Raw genomic sequence first — 19,037 nt, forward strand, 5'->3', positions numbered from 1 at the left:
TGGGGGATGGCCATGCTGAGCAGGAAGACGCTCTCCGCCGAACATGACGAGTTGCGCGAGCTGGCCGCAGCGCTGCTGGCCTGCGTGGCGGCGCCGCATTGCGATCCGTCGCGTTTGGGAAAGGCGCGCTGGCTGTTGACCCGCAAGCTGCTGGCGCACCTCGCGAAGGAGGATGCGTTGCTCTATCCCCGGTTGCGCGCAGGGCGGGACCCGCGCGCGGCGGAGGTCGCGACGCGTTTCGCGGCGGAGATGGGGGCGCTGGCCGACCGCTACCGCGCCTATATCGCGGCCTGGCCGGCGGAGCGGATCGCGGACGACTGGATTGCCTTCGGGGCCGCCACGCGGCAGATCCTGCAGCAGCTGCTGCGTCGGATCGGAGGGGAGGAGACAATGCTCTACACGCTGATCGAGGAGACCCCGTCGCACCGGACAGCGGCGTGACGGCGCCGACGATCCGCGCGGCAAACCCCGACGACGTGGCGGGCACCGTCGTGATGCTCGCGCCTGTGATCGCCTTGGGCGAGGCCTATGCCCTGCCGCGCGACATGACCCCGGCGGCCATCGCGGACCATTGGTTCGCGGCGGCGCATCACGTGTTCGTGGCCGAGCGCGATGGCGTGCTGCTAGGCAGTTATTACATTCAAGCCAATCAGGCGGGCGGCGGCGCGCATGTCGCCAATGCGGGCTATGTCACGGCCGAAGCGGCGCGGGGGCAGGGCGTCGCGCGGGCGATGGCGGAGCATTCGTTCGACGCGGCGCGGGCCGCGGGCTTTCGGGCGATGCAATTCAATTTCGTGCTCGCCAGCAACACGGTCGCGGCGAACCTGTGGCAGGCGCTGGGCTTTGCGATCGTCGGGCGGGTGCCCGAGGCGTTCGACCATCCTCGGCTGGGCCCGGTCGATGCTTTGATAATGCACCGCTTCCTGTAGCCCGAAATGAGAAGAGGGTGCCGGACGCCTCCCGGCGACCCGACACCCCCCAAACATGGTCAGCGGCCGGAGAGCTCCAGCCCGGGAGACCATGAGGCCTCTTCAACCCATGACGGCATCGTTGATTGGGGGAGGATACCCCCCGGTGCCGCCGTATCGGGTGTTAGAAGCCAGTCCCCCGAACGAACTGAACCGACCCCACTGCTGAACCATGAGACATCGGATCACCTCCTTTCGCCTGTGATAGCCATGTGCCGGGGACCCCCGCCACACCGGCAATGTGCGCATCGCCGCGGCCACATGCAAGACTTGTAATGCAACGCGTTTTGCACGAGCATCGCGCCCCTTGGCCCCGGGCCTTTGGGCTAGCGCCGGCAATCCTCGGTCACGCGCTCGATCTCCGCCCAGGCGGGCAGGACCAACGTGCCGCTGCCGGGCTGCTCCACCACGAACCGTCCGCGGCTGAAGCCCATCGCGTCAAGCAGGCTGTCGTTGGGCGCGAGCGTGGTCGCGACATATGGCGGTGTGCCGCCGGTCGGGCGCATCGCCAGGGCGCGCGTGGTGCTGGTGGTACGGATCGTCACCGGTGCGAGCACGCTGCCGGCGCGCGACAGGAAGATCTGGCGGCCCGACAGGTCGCAGCGCAGCGTCACCAACGCGTCGCTGCCTGCCATCCCGAACAGCGCCAGGCTGCCGCGCGCATCGCGGCGATAGGTCCAGGTGCCCGGCGTCAGCGGCCAGTCGCGCCAGTCGCTGCCGCGCGGCGCCGAGACGGGCGCAGGCTGCGGGCGAACGGGCACGGGCGTCGGTGTGGCCGGCGGCGCGATCGGCTGGGGCACGCAGGCACCGAGTGCGGCGAACAGGGCGATGGCGAGACCGGAGGCAGGATTGAAGGCGAAACGGCGCATAGGCGGGGCTTATGGGGGAAGCGGCAGGCGCGCTCAAGGCGCGTGAACATGGAACCGGCGCGGCCACAAGGCGGTTCACCCGGCACGAAACAGGAGCTTTTCGATGTCCACCGACACGCAGACCGCCACCACCCAGCTGCTCGCGCAGGCCAATATCGCCCATTCGCTGAAGGTCGAAAGCCGCGACGGGGATCAGGTGGGCGCGGTCTATGCGCTGATGGTCCACAAGGGATCGGGCCGCACGACGCACGCCGTGCTGAGCCTCGGCGGGTTCCTGGGGATGGGCAAGAGCTTCTACCCGGTGCCGTTCGGCCTGTTGCAGTTCGATCCCGTCCGCGACCTGTACGTCATCACCATCGACCGCCGCATCCTGGAAGGCGGCCCGAGCTGGGCCAACAACGCCCCCGTGTTCGACCAGGCCTACGCCGATCGCGTCGCGAGCTACTACGGCGTCGGCAGCGAGAATCTTGCCGCGGGGTGAGCGGGATGCGGGCGCTCAGCCCGCATCCACCCGGAAAATATCGCCACCGGCATCGACGATATAGAGGGTGCCGCTGGCATCGGCGTTGATCGCCGTGGGTTCGTTCAGCGTCCCCACGTCCGGCGCAAAATCGGCCCGCCGCCGCTCGATCGTGCTGGCGGTGACGAGCGTGCCGCCCAGCTTCGCCGCACTCGTCGCGAAAATAGCGCCGCTGCGATCGGCAAAGACATATTGGCCCGACAGGCTGGCAATGGCGCCGCGATAGACGACCCCGCCGACGATGCCGGTGCCCATGCCGGGTCCCGTCCCGAAGCGATATTCCAGCGCGGGATCGACCAAGCCGGCCGGCGCGCCACTGCGCACGGTGATTGTACCTTCCTTATAGGGCCAGCCGAAATTGCTGCCGGCGGTAGGGTCGATCAGGTCGACCTCATGCCGGCTGTCGCCGCCGCGATCGGCGAGCAGCAAGCGGCCATCCAGCAACGTGGTGCCACGCGGATAGCGGAGGCCGCTGGCGATGCGGCGGGTGAGGAAATATTGCGGGCTGACCCCGGCAAAGGGATCGGGGTTGCGCTCGACGACATACAGTTTGCCGAACGCCGACGTCGCGGACTGGCTGCCCAAGGCGGGATCGGTGGCGCCGATGGCGTCGCTGGTGGCGATATAGAGTTTGCCGTCCGCAGCGAGCTGGGCGGTGCCCGTGGCACTTGCGCCGGCGGGCATGGCCGCAAACAACACCGTCTCGGACGTCAATGCCGGCGAACCGAAGATACCGGACCGCTGGCCGATCGCTGCTATCAACGCCCCGTTGCTCGCGGTGTACAGCACGACGAACTGCCCCGACTTCGCATAGTCCGCCATCGGCGCGATCGCGGCGACGCCGCCTTCGCCGGCGGTCGAGACATTGACCGTCAGAAAGAGCGTCTTGGTGCCGTTGGTGGGATCGAACAGGAAGATGCGCCCGCCGCGTTCGGGCACGAAGACGCGCGTGTCGCCGGGAATGGAGACGAACCCGACCGGGCGATCGAAGCCGGTGCCGATGCGGCGGACGACGACGCCTTCGCGGTCGTTGGTAACCGTTACACGCAGATCGAGCGTCGTCGTGGCCTGACCGTCGCTGGCGGTGATCTGGACGAGATAGACATTGTCCTCGTCGCTGTCGGTCGGCAGATCGTAATTCGGTGCGGTGGCAAAGCGCAGGCGATCGCCGTCCAAGACGAAGCGTGCGGCATCGCTGCCGCCGCTGATCGAATAGGTGATCGCATTGTTATCCGGATCGGTGGCTGCCGCCTGATAGAACGACCCGGCGAAATTTTCGGTGACGCTGGCAGTGGTCACCGAGGTGAACGTCGGCGGACGATTGGCGATCGGTGTCGTCCCGCCCCCGCCATTCCCGCCCCCGCCATTCCCGCCGCCGCATGCCGCCAATCCCAAGGCGCCGCTGAGCGTCGACAGTCGTAGAAGCAATTTCAAAGACTTCTTCCCGGCATTGCCGGCCGAACTACGATCCGTCACGCAAACACTCCCCCCTAAGTCTTTCGACTGTAAGGCGGAGCAGGCTGTTGTCCTAGAACAATTCGACAAGAATTTTCGCCGAGGGCCGCGGCGGCGAGATTACCGCCCCCGGCGACCACCCATCCGCATTTTCTGTTCCTTGCCGTACCGCGTTTTGCGCGTTCCCGGTTTGCCTTCGTTGCTGCGGCCCATGATCGGGGCCTTCTGTTCGTGTACGGGAAGGCCGAGTTCTTCGTTTTCGAGTTGGCGGATTTCGTCGCGCAGGCGGCCGGCGGTTTCGAATTCGAGGTCCGCGGCAGCCTTGCGCATCTGCCGTTCGAGGTCCTCGATATAGGCGCGCAGGTTGTGGCCGACCATGTGGGGGCGGTCTTCGTCGATGGGGACGGTGACCTGATCGCCCTGGCTGACGTGCGCGATGATGTCGCCGATGTTGCGGCGGATCGTCGTCGGCGTGATGCCGTGTTCGGCATTATACGCTTCCTGCTTCTCGCGACGGCGCTGCGTCTCGTTCATCGCCCGCTCCATCGAGCCGGTGATGCGGTCGGCGTAGAGGATCACGCGGCCATCGACGTTGCGCGCGGCGCGGCCGATGGTCTGGATCAGCGAGGTTTCGGAGCGGAGGAAGCCTTCCTTGTCGGCGTCGAGGATCGCGACCAGCCCGCATTCGGGAATGTCGAGGCCTTCGCGCAGAAGGTTGATGCCGATGAGGACGTCGTAGACGCCGAGGCGCAGGTCGCGGATCAGCTCGATACGCTCCAGCGTCTCGACGTCCGAGTGCATGTAGCGGACCTTGATACCCGCTTCGTGCATATATTCGGTGAGGTCCTCGGACATGCGCTTGGTGAGCGTCGTCACCAGCGTGCGATAGCCCTTGGCGGTGGTCGCCTTGCACTCCTGGATCAGGTCCTGCACCTGTTCCTCGACCGGGCGGATTTCGACGGGCGGGTCGATCAGGCCGGTCGGGCGGATGACCTGCTCAGCGAAGACGCCGCCGGTCTGTTCCATCTCCCAATTGCCGGGCGTCGCCGAGACGCTGACCGTCTGGGGGCGCATCGCGTCCCATTCGTTGAAGCGTAGCGGGCGGTTGTCGATGCACGAGGGCAGGCGGAAGCCATATTCGGCGAGCGTGATCTTCCGGCGATGGTCGCCGCGCGCCATCGCACCGATCTGCGGCACGGTCTGGTGGCTTTCGTCGACGAATAGCACGGCGTTTTCGGGGAGATATTCGAACAAGGTGGGCGGCGGTTCGCCGGGCAGGCGGCCAGTGAGGAAGCGGCTGTAATTCTCGATGCCGGCGCAGCTGCCGGTCGCCGCGATCATTTCGAGATCGAAGTTCGTGCGCTGTTCGAGGCGCTGGGCTTCGAGCAGTTTCCCTTCTGCGATCAGTTCCTTCAGCCGTTCGGACAGTTCGTGCTTGATCGCCTCGCCCGCCTGCTTGAGCGTCGGCCCGGGAGTGACATAGTGGCTGTTAGCGTAGACTCGCACGCTGTTGAGCGAGGCGACCTTCTTGCCGGTCAGCGGATCGAATTCGGTGATCTCTTCGATGTCGTCGCCGAAGAAGCTGATCCGCCACGCACTGTCTTCATAGTGCGACGGGAAGATTTCGAGCGTGTCGCCCTTCACGCGGAAATTGCCGCGCTGGAAGGCGGCGTCGTTGCGCTTGTACTGAAGCGCGACGAGCTTGCGCACGATCTCGCGCTGGTCGACCGTCGTGCCTTTTTTCAGATCGAAGATCATCGCCGAATAGGTTTCGACCGAGCCGATACCGTAGAGGCACGAGACCGAGGCGACGATGATGACGTCGTCGCGTTCGAGCAGCGAGCGCGTCGCCGAATGGCGCATGCGGTCGATCGACTCGTTGGTCGACGATTCCTTTTCGATATACGTGTCCGACCGCGGCACGTACGCCTCGGGCTGATAATAATCGTAATAGCTGACGAAATATTCGACGGCGTTCTCTGGAAAGAAACTTTTGAACTCGCCGTAGAGCTGCGCCGCCAGGATCTTGTTGGGCGCGAGGATCAGTGCGGGGCGCTGCAATTCCTCGATCACCTTGGCCATGGTAAAGGTCTTGCCCGAGCCGGTGACGCCGAGCAGCACTTGGTCCTTCTCACCCGCGCGCGCGGTCGCGGTCAGCTCGGCGATCGCGGTCGGCTGGTCGCCGGACGGCTGATATTCGCTGACCAGCTTGAACGGGCGGCCGCCCTCCACCTTGTCGGGGCGCGCCGGGCGGTGGGGGATGAAGCTCTGGCCGGTTTCCGGCTCGTCGAGGGTGGTGCGAATCTGGATGACCATATCGGGAACGGATATGGGGTGGGGGGCAAGGCTCGGCAATGTCCGGATAGGGTCCCGACAAGCTTTGCTTCGGTTGACCGTGGGGCGCGTGCTTCATATTGCGAACGCTTCTCGAACAACCCGAAGTCCTGCCCGCGATGACCGATACCCGCACGCCGAAGACGATCCCCGAAACCAAGGCGTTCGCCAACGTCAAGGTGCTGTGGGTGCGCCACTGGAACGACCGGCTGTTCAGCTTCGCGGTCGAGCGCCCGGCCAGCTTCCGCTTCCGCTCGGGCGAGTTCGTGATGATTGGCCTGCCCGGTGACGGCGAGGGCGCCAAGCCGATCATGCGCGCCTATTCGATCGCCAGCCCGCATTATGCCGAGGAATTGGAGTTCCTGTCGATCAAGGTCGAGGACGGACCGCTGACGTCGAAGCTGCAGCTGATCGAGGCGGGCGACGAAGTGTATATGGGGAAGAAGCCGACGGGGACGCTCGTCACCGACGCGCTGATCGGCGGCAAGCGGCTGTTCTTCTTCTCGACCGGCACCGGCCTTGCGCCGTTCCTCAGCCTGGCGCGCGACCCCGACGTGTACAGCATGTTCGACCAGGTGATCCTGGTCCATTCGGTGCGGCAGGTCAGCGACCTGGCCTATCATGACGAATTGCAGGCTCGCCTCGCCGACGATCCGTTGGTGTCGGAGGAAGCGGCGACGCAATTCCACTATATCCCGACGGTGACGCGCGAGCCGTTCCGCACGACGGGGCGCATCGGCGACCTGATCGAGAGCGCGGCGCTGTTCGGCGATCCGGTGCAGGGCGCGAAGAAGCTCGATCCCGAAACCGACCGCATCATGTTGTGCGGGTCGATGGCGATGATCCGCGAAACGGCGGCGATGCTGGACGGCATCGGCTTCGAGGAAGGCTCGAACGCCAAGGCCGGGACGTATGTGATCGAGCGCGCGTTCGTCGACTGATCCCTAGCGCCCTGCCGGCCCGAGCCGGCGGGGCGCGCAGGCTGGCGGCTCAGCCGTCCTGGAGCAGTTTGCCGATCGTCATCGCCTGTTCGGCCCCGGTCTTCGGCACGATCTCGCCCTCGCGGTCGGCGATGGCGTCCCATGCATCGGCGACGCCTTCGGGCGAGAGCGCCTCGCCGGTCAGCAGCGTACCGGGGGTGAGCGTAACGTAGGAGGCCTGGAAGACGCCGGCGCCGGCGCCCAAGATGACGTTGCTCGGCGCATTTTCGCTGACGAGATACAGCGCGCCGGGCGCGACCTTTTCGGGGGCGAAGGCTTCGAAAGCAGCGGCGGGGAACAGATCCTCGGTCATGCGCGTGCCGGCGGTGGGGGCAATGGTGTTGACGCGGATGTCGTTCTTCGCGCCCTCGATCCCCAGCGTCTTGGCGAGGCCGGCGAGGCCCAATTTGGCGGCGCCGTAATTGGCCTGGCCGAAATTGCCGAACAGGCCGCTGGACGACGAGGTCATCAGCACGCGGCCGTAATTCTGCTCGCGGAACGTCTCCCAGCACGCCTTGGTGGCGAAGGCCGAGCCGAGCAGGTGGACGCGGACCACGAATTCGAAATCGGCGGGCTCCATCTTTGCGAAGGTCTTGTCGCGCAGGACGCCGGCATTGTTGATGAGGACGTGGACGCCGCCCCAAGCCTCTTTGGCGCGGGCGACCATCTCGACCATCTGGTCGTATTCGGCGACGTTGCCGCCGTTCGACATCGCCCCGCCCCCAGCCGCGCGGATTTCCTCGACCACGGCCAGCGCCGCGTCGGAATGGCCCGTGCCGTCGCGGGCGCCGCCGAGATCGTTGACGACGACCTTGGCGCCACGCTTGGCAAGTTCGCGGGCGTAGTGGCGACCGAGGCCGCCGCCGGCCCCGGTGACGATGGCGACGCGATCATCGAAGCGGATCGGACTGGACATGGAAAAGGCGCTCCTTCCACGATGGGATGAAGCGCCTTCCATACCGGGCCTTCGAACGGGCGCAACACAGGATGTCGCGCCCGCCGATGGTCAGCCTTGCTTAGCGACGCGCGCGGCGCTTCGCCTTGTGCGGGGCCTGGCTCGCCTGCATGCAGCCGTCATACTGACCCTTCTTGCAGATCGGGTAGCTTTCCTTCGCCGGGGGCGGCGGGAAGGCCTGATCCGGGGTCGGCGCCTGACGGAAGACCGGGGGCAGCGTCGAACCCGGCGTACCGCCGGTCACGGCCGGGCCGGTCGGCGCATAGCCGCCGGCGGGCGAGCCGGTGGTTTCGGCGGGCGGCATGCTCGCCTGCGGTGCCGGGGCGGCGGGCGGCGGCGGCGGGGTCTGCGCGTCGGCGGGCGCCGCGGCAGGATCGGCCGGAGCCGGGGTCATCGTCTGGTCGGCGGGCGCGGGGGCCGGCGTGGTCTGCGCCATCACCGGCGCTGCGATCATCGCCGTGGCGGCGAGCAGAATGAGCTTCATCGCGGGAATCTCCTTTGAAACCTCATGCGCCGACAGGTGTCAGCACCGAGGCCCAACGTCCCATCGCAGACTTTTCTCCTTCGTTTCGCCGCCGATTCGATTCTTTGCGATTAAGTCCCTGAATCGAGGGAATAACCCGCAGAGCGCACGGTGCGGATCAGATCGGGCCGGTCGCCGATGTTGATCGCTTTGCGCAGGCGGCGGATGTGGACGTCGACCGTCCGGCTCTCGATATCGCTGTCATGGCCCCATACCGCGTCGAGCAGGCGTTCGCGGCTGAACACCCAGCCGGGGTGTTCCAGGAAGTGCTTGAGCAGGCGGAATTCGGTAGGCCCCAGCGGCACGACCTCGCCGCCGCGGCGGACCTTGTGGCCGACCGTGTCCATCTCGATATCGTCATAGGTCAGCGCTTCGCCGGCGAGCGCCGGGCGGACGCGACGCAGCACCGCGCTGACGCGGGCGACGAGTTCGCGGGGCGAGAAGGGCTTGGTGACATAATCGTCGGCGCCGGTTTCCAGGCCGCGGATGCGATCCTCTTCCTCGCCCCGCGCGGTCAGCATGATGATCGGCACGTTCTGCGTTTCGGTCATGCGGCGCAGGCGGCGGCAGACCTCGATCCCCGACAGCCCTTCGACCATCCAATCGAGCAGCACGATGTCGGGCGTCTTTTCCTTGGCGAGCAGCAACGCCTCCTCGCCATCGGGGGTATGGGCGACGTCGAAATCCTCACGCTTGAAGTGATAGATGAGCAATTCGGCGAGAGCGGCATCGTCCTCGACGAGCAGCATGGATGCGCGTGCCATCAGAATATGTCCTCATGCGTAGCGCCGTCGCGGTCGCGATCGGCCATCTGGGTTCCGGTTGCGGCGAAATAGACCATCTCGGCGACGTTGGTGGCGTGATCGCCGACGCGCTCCAGGTTCTTGGCGACGAACAGCAGGTGGGCGACCTGGCTGATCGTGCGCGGGTTCTCGACCATGTAGGTCACGAGCGTGCGGAAGATGCTGTCGTAGAAATCGTCGAGCGCGGCGTCGCTTTCGACGACGCGGATCGCGGCTTCCGGATCACGCGCCGCGAAAGCGTCGAGCGCGGCGCGGACCATGTCGCTCGCCATGCGCGCCATGGAGGGGAGCAGCGACAAAGGCTCGATGCGGTGGCTGCCGCCATCGGCATCGATCATCGGCACGCGCTTGGCGATATTCTTGGCGTAATCGCCGATGCGTTCGACGACGGCGGCGATCTTGAGCGCCGCCACCACCTCGCGCAGATCGACCGCCATGGGCGCGCGCAGCGCGATGATGCGGACCGCGAGCCGCTCCACCTCCGCCTCGATCGCATCGATCGCCTTGTCGTCGGCGCGCACGCGCGCGGCGAGTTCGGGATCGGGGCGGGCGAGCGCCTGCATGGCGAGCGCGATGGCGTCTTCCGCCAGTCCGCCCATCTGCGAGATCATGCCGCGCAGCTGGCCGATATCGGCGTCGAATGCCTTGACCGTGTGATCCACCATTAGCCGTACCGTCCGGTGATATAGTCGCGGGTCCGTTCCTCCCGCGGGTTGGTGAAGATGTCGCTGGTCGCGCCGCATTCGACCAGCTGGCCGAGATGGAAGAAGGCGGTGCGCTGGGATACGCGCGCGGCCTGCTGCATGTTATGCGTGACGATGACGATCGCGTAGCGGCCGCGCAGTTCGTGGATCAGCTCCTCGATCCGCGCGGTGGCGATGGGATCGAGCGCGCTGCACGGTTCGTCCATCAGAATGACTTCGGGTTCGACCGCGATGGCGCGGGCGATGCACAGCCGCTGTTGCTGGCCCCCCGATAAGGCCGTGCCGCTGTCGGACAGGCGGTCCTTCACCTCGTCCCACAGGCCGGCGCGCAGCAGCGATTCCTCGACCAGATCGTCCAGGTCGGCGCGTGCGGTCGCCAGGCCATGGATGCGCGGACCATAAGCGACGTTTTCATAGATCGACTTGGGGAAGGGGTTCGGCTTCTGGAACACCATGCCGACGCGCGCGCGCAGCTGCACGACGTCCATGTCGGGGGCGTAGATATCCTCGCCGTCGAGCAGGATCTGGCCCGTGACGCGCGCGCTCGCGACCGTGTCGTTCATGCGGTTGAGCGTACGCAGGAAGGTGGACTTGCCGCAGCCCGACGGGCCGATGAAGGCGACGATATTGTCCGAATCGACGTCGATCGAGACATGGTCGATCGCCTGCGTGTCGCCGTAGCGGACGCTGACGTCGCGAGCGGAAATCTTGGGGGTCACCAGCGGGTCTCGAAACGGTTGCGGAGGTAGATGGCGAGGCCGTTCATCGCGAGCAGGAAGACGAGCAACACGATGATCGCGGCGCTGGTCTTTTCGACGAAGCCGCGGTCGACCTCATCCGACCAGAGGAAGATCTGCACGGGCAGGACGGTGGCGGGATCGGTCAGGCGCGAGGGCGGCGCGGCGATGAAGGCGCGCATGCCGATCATCAGCAGCGGTGCGGTTTCGCCCAGCGCGCGGGCCATGCCGATGATCGTGCCGGTCAGGATACCGGGCAGCGCGAGGGGGAGGACATGGTCGAACACCACCTGCACCGGCGAGGCGCCGATCGCGAGCGCGGCGTCGCGGATCGACGGCGGCACCGCCTTGATTGCGTTGCGGCCGGCGATGACGATGACTGGCATCGTCATCAGCGCCAGCGTCAGCCCGCCGACCAAGGGCGCGGATCGCGGCAGGTGGAAGGTGTTGAGGAAGACCGCGAGGCCGAGCAGCCCGAAGATGATCGAGGGCACGGCGGCGAGGTTGTTGATCGATACCTCGATCAGGTCGGTCCAGCGGTTCCGCGGTGCATATTCCTCGAGGTAGAGCGCAGACAGTACGCCGATCGGGAAGGCGAGGCCGAGTGTCACCGCCATGGTGAGCAGAGATCCCTTGAGCGCCCCCCAGATGCCGACGCGCACCGGATCGGTCGCATCGGCGCCGGCGAGGAAGCGCATGTCCCACCCTTCGGACAGCACGCCGCGTGCCTGCAGCCGGGCGATGATCGCCTCGGCCCTGCGCGTGCCGTCATGCTTGGCGGCGACGTCGATCTCGGTCGCGGTGGGCAGGGCGAAGGTGGTGCGCGTGGCGAGCAGCGCGGGATCGCTCTTGATCGCGTCGCGCACGGTGAGCCAGGCGGCGTCGGACAACAGCTCGGGCCCGCGCGGACCATAGGCACGGATCGCCGCGGCATCGACCAGCTGTTCGAGCCCCGCATCGGCAAGCGCGAGATTGGCGCCGCGGCCCTTCAGCTGCACCGGCGTGATCGGCAGGTGCGCGGCAGCGAGGTCGATCGGCAGCGCGATGCGGGTTTGGCGGAAGCCGCTCGCCCCCTGCCAGATCATCGTTGCGAGCAGGAAGGCAAGGAACCCCGCCGACAGCCACACCGCGGCAAGGCCGAGCCGGCGAAAGCGACGTTCCGCGGCATAGCGACGCTGCGTCCGCCGCTTCACCGCGGCGGGATCGCGGACGGGGCGGGGATCAGTCATAGGCCTCCCGATACCGCTTCACGACGGTCAGCGCGACGACGTTAAGTGCCAGCGTGATGACGAACAGGGTAAGGCCGAGCGCGAAGGCGGCGAGCGTCTTGGCGCTGTCGAACTCCGCCTCGCCGGTCAGCAGGTCGACGATCTGCTTGGTGACGGTGGTGGTGCTGGCGAAGGGGTTGGCGGTGAGCGTCGCGACGCCGCTCGCCGCCATGACGACGATCATCGTCTCGCCGATCGCGCGGGAGACGGCGAGCAGGATACCGCCGACGACGCCGGGCAGGGCCGCGGGCAGGATCACCTTGCGGATCGTTTCCGATTGCGTGGCGCCCATCGCCAGGCTGCCGTCGCGCATCGCGGCGGGGACGGCCGCGATCGAATCGTCGGCCATCGACGAGACGAAGGGGATGATCATGATCCCCATCACCACGCCCGCCGCCAGCGCGCTTTCGGACGAGGCGTTCGCGATGCCGAGCGCGAGGCCCAGCTGGCGGACCGCGGGCGCGACGGTGAGTGCGGCGAAATAGCCGTAGACGACGGTGGGAACGCCCGCGAGCATCTCCAGCACCGGCTTCATCCAGCGGCGCGTCGCGGCATGTGCATATTGGGTGAGGTAGATCGCGCTCATCAGGCCGAAGGGGACGGCGACCGCCATCGCGATCACCGCGCCGATGAAGAACGTGCCCCAGAACAGCGGCACCGCGCCCAGGCTGGCGCCGGGATCGTCGGGCAGGATGACCTGCGGGCTCCAGTGCGTGCCGAACAGGAACTGGCCGATCGGCACGATGCCGAAGAAGCGCCCGGATTCGTACAGCAGCGACGCGACGATGCCGACCGTGGTGAGGATCGCGATGAGCGACGCGCACAGCAGCAGCAGCATGACGACGCGCTCAACCTGCGTGCGGGCGGCGAAATCGGGGCGGACGCGCGTGAAGGCGAAGGCGCCGCCGCCGATCGCGAGGCACAAGGCCAGCGCAGTGGCGATCCAGTCGTAGCGCGCCTGCGCGGCGGCATAGGCGGGGGCGAGGCGGACCGAGAGCGCGTGGAACGGTACATGGCTGCGCCCGCTCGCCAGCGCGCGTGCTTCCGACAGGATCGAGGCACGCTCGAAGCCCGGCGGGGGCAGCGTCGCCGCGGCGGGCGTCGCGATCACTGCATCGGTGACGAGCGCGGGCGAGGTGAGGCTCCATGCCGCGAGGAACAACAGCGGCGGCACAAGAGCGGCGAGCGCGACGAAATAGCCGTAATGGACGGGCAGAGCGGTGAAGCGCGCGACCCCCGGCTTGCGGAACGTCGCCGCCCGGATCCGCGCGGCGAGCCAGCCGATCAGCGCCAGGCCGAAGACGATGATGACGAGCGCGAGGCCGCTCATGCGGCGGCTCGCTTGGGGTTTGGGACGTAGGCCATACAAACACCGTCACCCCGGACTTGGTCCGGGGTCCACTCTGCGGCCAGGGGGCAGGCTAGAGGCTCCGGCGCCGCCCTCGCGGCCCGGTGGACCCCGGAACAAGTCCGGGGTGACGGGACGAAATTGGCGAAGGTCACGACGGCAGGTCCGCCGGGTTCAGCGGCGTCTCGTTCGCGATCACCGCCGCCGACGCCGCACGCACCGCAGCGGGCGCGGCGATCAGGCCGCGGCGGACCAGCGGGCCGCCCGGTCCCCATGCTGCGGCATACAGGCGCAGGAACGTGTCGAGGCCGGGGATGGCGCGCAGATGCCCCTTCTTGACGTAGAGGTACAGCGGGCGCGACCCCGGATAGCGGCCATTGGCGATCGCGTCATAGGTCGGCAGGACGCTGTTGATCGCGACGCCGTTCACCGTATCGGCATTGTGTTCGAGGTAGCTGTAACCGAACACGCCGATCGCATCGGGGTTGGCGCTCAATTTCTGGACGATCAGATTGTCGTTCTCACCCGCGTCGACATAGGCGCCGTCCTCGCGCACCCGCGTGCAGAGTGCGCGATGTGCGTCGGGCTTGGTCCGTGCCAACAGGCGCGCGCGCGGATCGATCGCGTCGCAGCCGCGCGTCAGGATCAGTTCGGCGAGCGCGTCGCGCGTGCCGCTGGTCGCGGGCGGGCCATAGACCTGGATCGGCGTCGCGGGCAGCGCCGGGTTCACGTCGCGCCACGTCTTCGCGCGATTGGGCTTGCCGAAGGGCGTCGCGGCGAGCGCGCGATACAAATCGGCGGGGGTCAGGCGCATGCCGGGCCCGTTCTTCCCCTCGGCAAAGGCGATGCCGTCGATGCCGATCTGGATTTCGAGCACCGGCCCGACGCCGTGTGCCTCGCAGGCGGCATATTCGCTACGCTTCATCCGGCGCGAGGCATCCTCGATATCGGGATGCCCCGCACCGATGCCGGCGCAGAACAGCTTCATGCCGGCGCCCGTGCCGGTCGATTCGATCACCGGCGATCGTGCGTCGGGATTGTCCGCGACGAACGCCTCGGCCACCGCGGTGGTGAAGGGATAGACGGTGGACGAGCCGACGACGGCAATCTGATCGCGCGCGCCGCTGCCGCCGCCATTCGCCTGATCCTTGCACCCTGCAAGGCAGAGCGCCAGCGTCAGCAGAGAGCCGGCCAGCAAGCGGCCGGAAGGAAGACAGCGCATCGGATCCCCGCGGGCGACTCGCGCGTCGCCCAATCCGCCTCTGTGACGGTTTTGTTGCCTTTTGATGACATGGGTGGCGGGTGCCTCATTTGCTTCGTCACCCCGGACGTGTTCCGGGGTCCACCGGGCCACGGGGGGCAGCGTGCGAGCCTCTTGCCGTCCCCCTCGCCGCGGAGTGGACCCCGGAACAAGTCCGGGGTGACGGGGTGTAGGGGGACGCGTCCCGTGATTCGGTAGCGGCTCGCGTCAGGCCTTCGCCGCCGCCGGCGTGGCGACCGCCGTCTCCGCCTCCGCTGCCGGCAGTGCGATCGTCACCGTGGTGCCGATGCCGACGCGGCTCGCGATATCCAGCCGGCCGCGGTGGCGTTCGACGATATGTTTGACGATCGCGAGGCCCAGCCCCGTGCCGCCGACGCTGCGGCTGCGGCCGGCATCGACGCGGTAGAAGCGTTCGGTGAGGCGGGGGATGTGCTGCGGCGCGATGCCTTCGCCTTCGTCGCGGACGACGAGCTGGACCAGTTTCGAGCGGTTGAGGCTCAAGGACACGCGCACCGGCGTGTTCGCACGGCCGTATTTCATCGCATTGCCGATGACGTTGTGGAACAGCTGCGACAGCTGCGCCTCGTCGCCGGTGACCGCGGGCAGGCCGGGATCGATCGTGACCGACACGTCGCCAGCGCGCGGGCTGCGCGCGGCAGCGATCTCTGCGGCGACGTCCTCCAACAATTCGCCAAGGTCCAGCCGTTCGCCGGGCAGGCGGTATTTCTCCGCCTCGATGCGGGACAGCGAGATGAGGTCCTCGACCAGCCGCTGCATGCGTCGCGCTTCGTCGAACATCACCTTCAGGAAGCGGGCGCGCAGGGCGGGCTCTTCGCCGGCCTCCTCGTTCAGCGTCTCGATGAAGCCGAGGATCGAGGCGAGCGGGGTGCGCAATTCATGGCTGGCGTTGGCGACGAAATCGACGCGCATCTTTTCGGCGGCGTAATTGCCGCTCTGGTCGACAAGATGGACGATGCGCATGCCGTCGGCGGTTTCGCCGGTGCGCATCTCCCAGCGCTGGTCGGGCGCGCCGACCCCGACCAGTTCGACCGGGCGGCCGGCCAGCGTGCCACTCGGGCCCAGGCGGTCGGCGGCGGCGGGATGGCGGATCGCGACGCGCACGTCCTCGCCGACGATATGCTTGCCCAACACGGAGCGGGCCGAGGCGTTGGCGCAGGTGACGATGCCGCGGCGGACGAGCAGCACGGGTTCGGCGATGACGTCGAGCACCTCGCCGAGCAGCGTATCGGCGTCGGGTCCCCGTGCGCGGGCGGCCGCCTGCCCCTGATCGCCGCGGCCCATGGCGGCGAGCGCGGCGGCCATGGCGCCGACCACCGTCACCGCCGCGCCGTCGACGCTGCCGCCGACCGCATAGACGCCCACGCCCGTGCCGAGCGCGATGACGAGCGCGCCGCTGAGCCGCCGGGCGAATCGGGTTAGCATGGCGCCCTCGCTAGCCGAGGATGACCGCTTGCGGGAGGGGGGCGCGCAACGCAATTTGCGGGCCGCGCGGCGCCGATGCCGCGGCAGACCGTCCCGTCACGGTACGCGCGCCATACTTGCCAGTGGCTTACGAATATGAAAGGCACGCTTGCGATAACAGGGGTGTCATGAGCGACGAAACGCCGATCGACGGTGCGGACCAGACCGCCGGACAGCCTGATGCTGCGCCGGTGACGGAGGGCGTGTCGACGCGTCGCCGGGTGTTGATGCTGGGTGCGGTGACCGCGGGTGCGGTCGTCTCGATCCGCCCGGCGCTGGCACAGAGCGCGGCGTCGGTGATGACATGCGAGATCCCGGTGCCCGACCTGGGCCGGGCGGGCCAGTATATCGACCAATATGGCAATGTCGTGCCGGCGGGCACCAAGGGCGCGTTCGCGCCGCCGGGGCGCCCGTTCAAGGGCGACGAGGTGAAGCGCGCGCTCGCCGGCGGGCAGCTACCGGGCACGACGTATGACAGCAGCCGCGCCTATATGGCCTATATCCGGCGGCTGCAGCGCGGGCAGGGCGGCTTCACCTGTTTCGCCTCGTTGCAGATGCCGCGCTGACCCGATGCGCTATCGCGCCGCGGCGCCCGACACGCTGCTGAGCCGCGAGCTGGATATGCTGGTCGCGGTCTTCCACCGATCGTCGGGGATCACGCATCTGCTTGCCAGCCCCGCGCCCGAAATTCTGGAGACATTGGCTGCCGGACCGCTCGATCGGGACGCGCTGCTCGCGCGGCTGGGCGAGGCGTTCGAGCTGGGCGATGCCGGTGCCGATGCACTGGCCGCGCGGCTCGACGAACTGGTTGCGGCCGGGCTGGTCGAAGCGGAGCTGATCGGGGCGGCATGAGGCACGTCTTCTGTGTTCGGATCGGGCCGGTCGGCTTTCGGATCGGTAGCGAATGGCGCGCGCCGATTGCGGCGCTGGAAGAGCTGTATCGCTATTACCCTTCGCCCAATCTGCCCGACTTCACCGTGCGGCTGGAGGCGACGCGGCCGTGGCGGCGCTGGGTGCGGCCATCGGTGCGGATCGGCGGCGATTACATGCTGCCCGAAGCCGCGCCGCTGCCGCTGGCGCAGGGGCTGCTCGCCGCCGAGATGGCGATGAACCTGCAATTGGCGCTGGGCTGCCGGCGCTATCTGCTGATCCATGCCTCGTGCGTCGAGCGCGATGGGCGGGCGCTTCTGATGACGGGCGAATCGGGGGCGGGCAAATCGACGCTGGCGACGTTGCTCGCCACGCGTGGGTGGCGCTTCATGGGCGATGAATTCGCGTTGATCGATCCCGAAACGGGTCTGGTCCACGCCTTTCCGCGGCTTATCAGCCTGAAGAACAACGGGATCGCGGCGGCGATGGCGGCCTGGCCGAGCGCGCGCATGGGGCCACTGCTCGCCGGGACGCCCAAGGGTGACATCCGCCACATGGTGCCCGATGCGCTGAGCGTCGGCGCGATGGACGAGCCGGCGCGGCCCGCCCTGCTGCTGTTCCCGCGGCACGGCTTTGCGGCGGAGACGCGTGCGGTCGCCGTATCTGAGGCGTTCGTGCGGCTGACGCAGGCGTCGACCAACTACGTCATGCTGGGCGAGACCGGGTTCGATGCCCTGACCCGCTTGGTGTGCGACACGCCGGCGATGGCGATCGACTATCCCGACGGCGCCGCGGCGGCCGAGCAGGTGGAGGCGCTGTGGCGGACGCTCTGATCCTCGCCCGCGCGCTCGCCGATCCGACCAGTCTGGCGCTCGACACCGATTGGGCGGGCCTCGTCACCATGGCGCGCGCCGAACAGTTGCTGGGCACGCTCGCGTGGCGGCTGCACGGCCTGCCGCTGCCCGAGGATGTCGCGCTGCTGCTGAGCGATGCGCGCGCCGCGGCCGAGAATGGGCGCCGCACGGCCTTGTGGGAGGCGGAGATGGCGCGGCGGGCGCTGGCGCCGCTCGGTGTGCCGGTGGTACTGCTGAAGGGCACCGCTTTCGTCGCAGCGGGCTTGGCGGCGGGGCAGGGGCGGTCGATCGGCGACCTCGATATCCTCGTACCGCGCGAGGCGCTGGATGCCGTCGAGGCGGCGCTGATCGCAGCGGGCTGGGAATGGGTGAAGCCCGATCCGTATGACGACGCTTATTACCGGCGCTGGATGCACGAATTGCCGCCGCTGATCCACGCGGAGCGTGACCGGATGATCGATGTGCACCATACGATCCTGCCGCTGACCGCGCGGGTACGGCCAGACGCGGCGGCGCTGATCGCGGGGGCGGTGCCGCTGGGCAACGGGCTGTCGGTGCTGTCGCCCGCGGCGATGATCGTCCATGCGGCGGCGCATCTGCTCGCCGACGGCGATCTGGCGGGGGGCCTGCGCAACCTGTGGGATATCCACTGCCTGTATGGCGAGGCGGCGGAGGGCGATCCCGCTTTCGGCCTGACGTTGGTGGACGAGGCAGGGCGCCATGGCTTGTACGAGGCGGTGGTGCGCGCGCTGCGGCTGTCGCAGCAGCTGTTCGGGACGCAGGTGCGGGCGTACGAAAGTTCGGGCCGTATCCGTCTGACGCCCCGGGTGAGCGACCGACTCTTCCGCCGCCGCCTGCTCGCGCGGGATGATTGGGGGCGGGCGACGCGGCCGGTGACGCGGCTGGCGTTCTACGTGCGTTCGCACTGGCTGCGTATGCCGCCCGCGATGCTGGCGCGGCATCTGTGGATCAAGTGGCGGCGTGGGGTGCGACCTTAGGCCCACCCACCCCGTCACCCCGGACTTGGTCCGGGGTCCACCGGGCCGCGGGGGCAGCGTACGAGCCTTAAGCCGTCCCCCTCGCCGCGGAGTGGACCCCGGAACGAG

General features: G+C 68.0%; 20 protein-coding genes. 8 read left to right on the forward strand and 12 right to left on the reverse strand.

The window, feature by feature from the left end:
- Positions 1-12 precede the first annotated feature (12 nt).
- Positions 13-441: a hemerythrin domain-containing protein gene (locus tag GGR47_RS10340; protein ID WP_147036214.1), complete on the forward strand. Its 429-nt coding sequence runs from the start codon at positions 13-15 to the stop codon at positions 439-441.
- On the forward strand, positions 438-929 hold the full coding sequence (locus GGR47_RS10345; RefSeq protein ID WP_147036213.1) for a GNAT family N-acetyltransferase: 492 nt from the start codon (positions 438-440) through the stop codon (positions 927-929). Before GGR47_RS10340 ends, GGR47_RS10345 begins: the two co-directional genes overlap by 4 nt.
- Before the next feature lie 365 nt (positions 930-1,294).
- On the opposite strand, the gene GGR47_RS10350 is transcribed toward GGR47_RS10345, so the two are convergent.
- Positions 1,295-1,837, reverse strand: a complete 543-nt coding sequence (locus tag GGR47_RS10350; protein ID WP_147036212.1) for a hypothetical protein — start codon at positions 1,835-1,837, stop codon at positions 1,295-1,297.
- A gap of 103 nt (positions 1,838-1,940) precedes the next feature.
- Here GGR47_RS10350 and GGR47_RS10355 point away from each other — a divergent pair, with 103 nt between their 5' ends.
- Positions 1,941-2,318, forward strand: a complete 378-nt coding sequence (locus tag GGR47_RS10355) for a PRC-barrel domain-containing protein (RefSeq protein ID WP_017979527.1) — start codon at positions 1,941-1,943, stop codon at positions 2,316-2,318.
- Positions 2,319-2,333: 15 nt separating this feature from the next.
- Here the strand turns inward: GGR47_RS10355 and GGR47_RS10360 are convergent, their stop codons facing one another.
- Positions 2,334-3,833 (reverse strand): PQQ-dependent sugar dehydrogenase, encoded by a 1,500-nt coding sequence (locus GGR47_RS10360; protein WP_183949536.1) that lies wholly within the window; start codon positions 3,831-3,833, stop codon positions 2,334-2,336.
- Between the two features lie 99 nt (positions 3,834-3,932).
- Positions 3,933-6,128 carry an excinuclease ABC subunit UvrB gene (gene uvrB, locus GGR47_RS10365; RefSeq protein WP_116461807.1) on the reverse strand — a complete coding sequence of 732 codons (2,196 nt, stop codon included), beginning with the start codon at positions 6,126-6,128 and terminating at the stop codon, positions 3,933-3,935.
- A gap of 137 nt (positions 6,129-6,265) precedes the next feature.
- Here uvrB and GGR47_RS10370 point away from each other — a divergent pair, with 137 nt between their 5' ends.
- Positions 6,266-7,087: a ferredoxin--NADP reductase gene (locus tag GGR47_RS10370; RefSeq protein ID WP_043060734.1), complete on the forward strand. Its 822-nt coding sequence runs from the start codon at positions 6,266-6,268 to the stop codon at positions 7,085-7,087.
- Between the two features lie 49 nt (positions 7,088-7,136).
- Here GGR47_RS10370 and GGR47_RS10375 read toward each other — a convergent pair whose 3' ends face one another.
- The 9 genes from GGR47_RS10375 to GGR47_RS10415 form a co-directional block, all read right to left on the reverse strand.
- Positions 7,137-8,042, reverse strand: coding sequence for an SDR family NAD(P)-dependent oxidoreductase (locus tag GGR47_RS10375; RefSeq protein WP_147037379.1), 906 nt, complete (start codon positions 8,040-8,042; stop codon positions 7,137-7,139).
- A gap of 100 nt (positions 8,043-8,142) precedes the next feature.
- Positions 8,143-8,565, reverse strand: a complete 423-nt coding sequence (locus tag GGR47_RS10380; RefSeq protein WP_017979521.1) for a hypothetical protein — start codon at positions 8,563-8,565, stop codon at positions 8,143-8,145.
- 110 nt (positions 8,566-8,675) lie between these two features.
- Positions 8,676-9,368 carry a phosphate regulon transcriptional regulator PhoB gene (phoB, locus tag GGR47_RS10385; protein ID WP_020486556.1) on the reverse strand — a complete coding sequence of 231 codons (693 nt, stop codon included), beginning with the start codon at positions 9,366-9,368 and terminating at the stop codon, positions 8,676-8,678.
- Positions 9,368-10,072 carry a phosphate signaling complex protein PhoU gene (phoU, locus tag GGR47_RS10390; RefSeq protein WP_017979519.1) on the reverse strand — a complete coding sequence of 235 codons (705 nt, stop codon included), beginning with the start codon at positions 10,070-10,072 and terminating at the stop codon, positions 9,368-9,370. The genes phoB and phoU overlap by 1 nt, the downstream gene beginning before the upstream one ends.
- A complete protein-coding gene (pstB, locus tag GGR47_RS10395) occupies positions 10,072-10,833 on the reverse strand; it encodes a phosphate ABC transporter ATP-binding protein PstB (RefSeq protein ID WP_221204744.1) in 762 nt (253 codons plus the stop codon). Before pstB ends, phoU begins: the two co-directional genes overlap by 1 nt.
- Entirely contained in the window at positions 10,827-12,077 is a 1,251-nt protein-coding gene (gene pstA, locus GGR47_RS10400) for a phosphate ABC transporter permease PstA (RefSeq protein WP_147037280.1), read from the reverse strand. The genes pstB and pstA overlap by 7 nt, the downstream gene beginning before the upstream one ends.
- A complete protein-coding gene (pstC, locus tag GGR47_RS10405; RefSeq protein ID WP_147037281.1) occupies positions 12,070-13,446 on the reverse strand; it encodes a phosphate ABC transporter permease subunit PstC in 1,377 nt (458 codons plus the stop codon). The genes pstA and pstC overlap by 8 nt, the downstream gene beginning before the upstream one ends.
- Before the next feature lie 169 nt (positions 13,447-13,615).
- Positions 13,616-14,686 (reverse strand): substrate-binding domain-containing protein, encoded by a 1,071-nt coding sequence (locus GGR47_RS10410; RefSeq protein WP_147037282.1) that lies wholly within the window; start codon positions 14,684-14,686, stop codon positions 13,616-13,618.
- A 246-nt stretch (positions 14,687-14,932) separates the two neighbouring features.
- Positions 14,933-16,168 carry an ATP-binding protein gene (locus GGR47_RS10415; protein WP_183949537.1) on the reverse strand — a complete coding sequence of 412 codons (1,236 nt, stop codon included), beginning with the start codon at positions 16,166-16,168 and terminating at the stop codon, positions 14,933-14,935.
- Between the two features lie 167 nt (positions 16,169-16,335).
- On the opposite strand from GGR47_RS10415, the gene GGR47_RS10420 reads away from it, so the two are divergent.
- From GGR47_RS10420 to GGR47_RS10435, 4 genes are read left to right on the forward strand one after another with little or no spacing between them, the layout of a single operon-like run.
- On the forward strand, positions 16,336-16,773 hold the full coding sequence (locus tag GGR47_RS10420) for a hypothetical protein (protein WP_017979513.1): 438 nt from the start codon (positions 16,336-16,338) through the stop codon (positions 16,771-16,773).
- A 4-nt stretch (positions 16,774-16,777) separates the two neighbouring features.
- Complete coding sequence (locus GGR47_RS10425) at positions 16,778-17,059, forward strand: HPr-rel-A system PqqD family peptide chaperone (protein WP_043060699.1); 282 nt, start codon at positions 16,778-16,780, stop codon at positions 17,057-17,059.
- Positions 17,056-17,910 carry an HprK-related kinase A gene (locus GGR47_RS10430; RefSeq protein WP_147035627.1) on the forward strand — a complete coding sequence of 285 codons (855 nt, stop codon included), beginning with the start codon at positions 17,056-17,058 and terminating at the stop codon, positions 17,908-17,910. Before GGR47_RS10425 ends, GGR47_RS10430 begins: the two co-directional genes overlap by 4 nt.
- Positions 17,895-18,929, forward strand: a complete 1,035-nt coding sequence (locus GGR47_RS10435; RefSeq protein ID WP_147035628.1) for a nucleotidyltransferase domain-containing protein — start codon at positions 17,895-17,897, stop codon at positions 18,927-18,929. Before GGR47_RS10430 ends, GGR47_RS10435 begins: the two co-directional genes overlap by 16 nt.
- Positions 18,930-19,037 lie beyond the last annotated feature (108 nt).

The organism is Sphingomonas aquatilis, from assembly GCF_014196115.1.
GTDB lineage: Bacteria > Pseudomonadota > Alphaproteobacteria > Sphingomonadales > Sphingomonadaceae > Sphingomonas > Sphingomonas aquatilis.